This window comes from Butyrivibrio sp. DSM 10294, assembly GCF_028539135.1.
Classification (GTDB): Bacteria; Bacillota; Clostridia; order Lachnospirales; family Lachnospiraceae; genus Butyrivibrio.
The window spans coordinates 1-5,662 of the sequence record NZ_JANSWL010000051.1 but is presented as its reverse complement, the minus strand read 5'-3'; the positions used below and the strand labels follow the sequence as shown (position 1 = coordinate 5,662).

The 5,662-nt window shown below is 42.9% G+C and carries 2 protein-coding genes; both read right to left on the bottom strand.

Translation table 11 applies throughout. The features are described 5' to 3' along the window. The coding region (locus NXH67_RS04545) for a hypothetical protein (protein WP_272796573.1) at nt 1–5,111 on the bottom strand (5,111 nt) is incomplete at its 3' end. A gap of 224 nt (nt 5,112–5,335) precedes the next feature. After that, nucleotides 5,336–5,662: hypothetical protein (locus NXH67_RS04540; RefSeq protein ID WP_272796572.1), on the bottom strand; the 327-nt coding region annotated here is incomplete at its 5' end.

Here is a 5,662-nt window from a genome sequence, read left to right as displayed (position 1 = left end):
GCGGCATCATCTGCCTCATCAGCTGCAATTTTAGCTGCTGAAACTGTTTCTATTGAAGGAGTGTTGGTTGCCTCAATGGCTGCCTCTGCCTTTTTAACTACGCCTTCCTCTTTTGTTATAGCTGATGCTGCATCATTTGCTACCCGGATTGCATCCTTTGCTTGATCCTCAAGCTGTTTTCTGGCATTGTTTATTGCTGTACTTACGGTATTGTAAGCTTCTGCAGCATTTTCATAAGCACTTAAAGCCTTGGTTCCTTCTTCCAAAGCATTGAAGAATGCATTGGTTGCTGCTTCTTTGGCAGTAGCATCATCTGTTGCATTTGCTGCATTAATAGTTGGCTTAACAATATCTTTTGCATCCTGACCTTTATTCTTTGCATCGACGGTCAGTGTTTCTCCTTCATCGGCAAGAGTTTTAGCAATATTTTCAGCTGCAATAATATTATCTCTTGTAGGATTGGCAATAACCTGTTCTGCTGCCTTTGTAGCTTCCTTAGCTGCTTCGTTTGCTTTCTTTGCTGCTTCCTTTGCTTTCGCTGCAAGCTCATTTGCCCTGGCAGCTATATCTATAGCTGCATTCTTGGCATCTTCTTTTTCTTTGGCTGCAAGATTAGCCTGAGCAGTCTTGACATCTGCCTCAGCTTGGATAGCTGCTTCTTTCGCCTTTACACTGTAATCCCTGATAGTCTCAAGATCAGTCTTTGCGGATTTTATTGCATCATCAGCTGTCTTCTTAAGCTCCTCGTCTGTAATTCCGGCAGCTGCTTCTTCTGCCTTTTTAACTGCTGCTACAGCTATTGCAAGCTGACCGGCTGCTTCATTTGCTGCATTTCCTGCATTTTCTGCAGCAGTAACTGCTGCTTGTACACCTTCCTTGGAAGGCACCTCTGCTTCTGCACTGTTTTTAGCAATTTCTGCCTGACCTGTTGCAGTATTATAGGCTTCTTCTGCTGCTGTTTTAGCGCCTGTAACTTCGCCTACTGCCTCAAGAGCTGCGTCTTTATTATTTTTATCCAGCTGAGCCTGAGCAGTCTTCGCTGCATCTGCCACATTTTTGGATGTTTCAAGAGCTGTATCGGCTGCACCGTTTGTAAGTTCTGCCTGATTGATTGCAGCCTGTGCTGCCTCCTCATCCTTAGTCTTGGCAGCGGCATTGGTTGCAGCGGTGGCTGCATCATATGCTTTTCTTGCTGCGATCTCTGCTTCTTTGGCCTTCTGAGCGGCGTTATCTATATTGGCCTGGCTAAGTTCATTATCAAGTTTATCCTTAGCTTCCTTCGCTGCCTTCTCTGCCAGGGCTGCACTATTTGCTAAATCTTTAGCAGTTTGCGCTGCCTCAAGAGCTGCATTTTTGGCAGCTTCATCCAATTTCTCCTGAGCCTCTGTAACTGCCTCTTCTGCCTTGGTTATAATGATATTGGCAGATTTAATCGCATTATCAGCCGCTTCAGCTGCAATCCTTGCTGCTTCCTTAGCTGTAGAATCGCTGGCATTTTCATAGGCTTCCTTTGCGATATCAGCTGCTTTTTTTGCTGCCTCTGCTGCTTCCTTAACCTTATCGACAGCGACATTGGCCTTAGCAATTGCCTCTGTGGAAGGATTCTCTGATGCTTTTACTGCTGCATCATTTGCTACTTCCGTAGCCTCTATTGTCTTGGCAGCCTCCTCTACAGTCTCAGCTGCCTTGTTTGCAGTGTCCGTAATATCATCGGAGCCATCTATATCGCTAAGGATATTCTGCAGCTGCTGTTCATATGCCTCTGCACCGGCTGCCTCAGCAGCTGTCTTAGCTTCATCAAGAGCCTCTCTTGCGGTATTTACCTTAGCAAAAGCCTCTGTTGCAGCTTCTTTTGCCATATTAGCTGCGTCCTTTGCATCTAAAATGGCTGCATCGGAAGGCTTCTCCTGAGCTGCCTGTGCCTTGTATGCAGCTGCTTTAGCCACCTCCGCTGCATTCTTAGCTTCTTCTCTGGCTGTCTCTGCGGCAAGATTGGCCTTTACTATAGCAGCCAAAGCCTTTTCATTAAGATTATTCTGAGCATTATCAGCATCTGACTTAAGCTTTGCTGCTGCAGTCTTAGCTGCTGATGCTGATTCTTTGGCTGTATTAACTGATTTTATAACAGTATTTGCTGCGGCTTCTATGCTTGCAATATCTGATATCTCAGCATTCTTTGAGGACTTTGCCTTATCAACAATACCGTTTATGGTTTCAATCAAAGCCTCCAGATCGTTAATTGCATTTGTAGCTGCTTCGTCGGTTGATTCAGCCACTTCCTTTGCTGCTTTGATATTTTTTAATACAGAATCTGATTCCAGATCTTCTTTGGCGGTATTAAGAACCTGCATTGCCTGTGCAATATCATTTTTGATATTGGATACGGAAGTAAGATAGCCGTTTATTTCTGCAATGGTTGCACTATCAAGCTGAGCCTGAGCAGTCTTTGCTGCTTTTTCAGCAAGTTTTGCTTTTGTATTAGCTTTATTTCCTTCTTTTAATGCCTTATCATAAGCACTATAAATATGCTCTACTTTCTCAGGCTCTTCTTTGGTAAAGTCTATTACCTGATTGTATAATCCGCTTGTATACTCAGAACTTTTAAGCGCCTTCTCGGCTATTTCCTTGGCACTTTTAGCTGTCTCCAGGGCTGTCGCTATAGTTTCTTCCGTTATATTTTTGTCATTTTCCAGAACATTAGTGGCGTTTTCTGCTGCAGTCTGCGCATCTATTGCCTTCTGTGCCCACTCTAATGCCTCAGCAGCTGCTTTTTCTGCCTCTGCAAGCTTCTTGGCATTATCATCCAATTTATCCTGGGCAAGTATTACCTCTGCCTCTGCAGTTTTTACGGCACTTCCGGCTTTCTCTGCTGCGACTGTTGCATATTCTGCTGCAGTTAATGCTGCTTCCTTGGCAATCTCATCAGTTGTTTTTCCTGCGGCATTTGTAGCTGCTGTTGCAGCATTTGTAGCTGCTGTCTGAGCTTCTTTTGCCTTCTGTGCTGCCAAATTGGCTGCAGCGATATTTGCAGGTGTCGGACTCTCCTTTGCTGTCTTAGCAGCTTTTATTGCTTCCTCTGCAATTGCTGTGGTTGTTGCTGCCTGGGCTGCAGTATTAGCTGCCTGAGCGGTTACGTTAGCAACAGTTGCTGCATCATTTGCCTTGGTAACTGCCTTATCAACTTCGGCTTGAATAGCAGAATCTGTATTGCTCTTTCCGGCTTCCTCAGCTGCATTTGCTGCTTCTGTAGCGGCCTCTGCTTTCTGAAGGGCTGTAGCGGCCGCTTCTTCTGCGGCTGTTGCAGCTGCATTCAGATCATCAACCGTAAGGGGATCTTTATAAGTCTCAGCCTCTGCATCTTCTGCGGCCTGTCTTGCTGCCTTGGCTGCTTCCTCAGCTGCATTTGCTGCAGTATTGGCAGCCTCATATGCAGTCTTAGCTGCAGCATTCAAGTTATTCTGGGCTGTTTTTGCTGCTGTTCTTGCTGCCTTGGCTGCGGTAGATGCTCTGCCTGCAGCATCAGTTGCATCCTGTGCTGCATTGACAGTATCTTGTTTAATTGTGGTATCACTTACTTCTTTTGCTGCTTCTTTCGCCTTGGTTGCAGCCTCTTCTGCGTTAGCTTTTGCAGTTTCTGCAGCTGTAGCAGCTGCCTTTGCAGCATCGACGTTAGCCTTGGTTTGCTCCTTGGTAACCTTCAAAGCTGCTGTGGTAGCTGCTGTGGCTGCGTCATCGGCTTTTCTTGCCAGCTCTGTTGCGTTTTCAGCGGCAGCCTTTGCAAGTTTCTCAAAATTCTCCTTTGCTTTCTTAGCTTCATCTTCAGCTTTCTTTGCCATTTTTTTTGCACTATCAGCAGATGATTCGGCATTAGTTATAGCTTCATTCACCTTGCTTTTTTGGTCGTCTGCGACATTTGGAAGCATGTTTGTTAATGCCTTAGCTTTCTCTCCGGCAATCCTTGCTGCCTCATAAGCATCATTTGCTGCATTAATAGCCTCAGCTATAGTGGTCGATGAAGGAGTATTCTTTACCGCTTTATATTTATTTTCTGCTTCTTTTTTTGCAGTATCTGCAGCATTCTTTGCATCTTTTGCTTCCTGAATTGCATCAGTAGGGTCAACTGTCTCATCGGCAAGAACAAACGTTATACTGTTGATTTCTACTACTTTATATGACATATACCCATTCTCTGTATTATCGTCATTATTTACAGTAACACCGAAACGAACAGCTTGTCTTCCGCTTTCAAAACTGCCTCCATATCTTGTATATCCGTTATTTCCATATCCGCGGAAATTAGTATCACCATTCTGGTCTTTAAGGTAATATTCGAACCTCATACCATCAACTTCGCTGGCATACTCAACATTCATGCTGACAAGCCTATTCAAATCAATTGCTTCCGGAAGATCACAATATGCTGTCTGGAAATCTCTAATAGCCCAAAATCCTCCGTAGGTTTCCGTATAGGGATCCCTATTATCGGCTGGGTTTTCGTTTATAAAAGTAAGATCAATGCCGTAAAATGTTTTGCTGATTGTCTTTCCATTATATGTTGAACTGATCTTTTTTGAAGCAGAGGTTTCCTTTTTAGTAACAGTGACTGAATCGACATAAATATATGTATCTCCGTCACACTCCCCTCTAAAACCGATATATTGAAACCACTGATCAAATTCAGGCTTGAAGGTAATGGTTCCAGTACTGGGATCTACAGTCCTTTTATGCTTATAGGTCACCGCATCTTCGGACTGTTTCTTAAAAAGAACACCCACCCTCTGCTTGTTCAGATATTTGCCGTTATATTTATTAAGCTTAATAGTGACAGTTTCAACATCAGTTCCGTAATATGAATCCGGAAGCTGAAAATAGCTGTCCTGCATATTGGCAACTTTTATTACCTTTCCAATCTTATATGTTTTTGTATAACCAGCGGGCTCAGTACTGTTCACCCAGTTAAATACGAATGATGCATTGTCATATGATGCATTGTCATATGATGCATCGTCATATGAGTAAGCCTTCGCTGTAACCGCGCTATAGTCAAAGACACCTGCTATCAGTGCGATTGCAAGAATAAATGCAATTGTTCTGGTTAATACGTTACGCATACATACTCCTTAATAGTCCTGAGAATCTATTTCAATCATCCAAAAACTTGAAACCCATTACAGAGTTTCCAAAGTATAATATCAAAATCGTTAAAATTTCGTAAATTCATGCAACCTCTAAATTGTGAATATTCTGTGTTTTTTGAAATAACTTTCCGATAAGTCACTATGTATCGTGAAATTTTGTGTATTAAAAAACGGTGATCCGAAGATCACCGTTTTCATTATTCAGCTACTACTTTGCTGCCTTCATTATTCTTTTCGTTATCATCATTCTTGTTATTCTTATCATCCTTTTCATCGGAGTTCTTTTTGAAGAACAAAATGATGAATAAATGAATAAGTAATGTAAGAAGAGCAATTACTATTATAAGAAGTACCGGATTGACCGAAGCTTTTTTCATTGCTGTGGTTATCTTGCCAACGCCGCTGTAGGTAGGTATGTCGGAATCATCGATTGTTGCGATATCTTCCTCTTCTACTTTCTCTTCCTGCTTCTGTGTCTTCTCCTTGTAGCTGTCTACTACAGGATAGATGTCAGATGCCTTAAG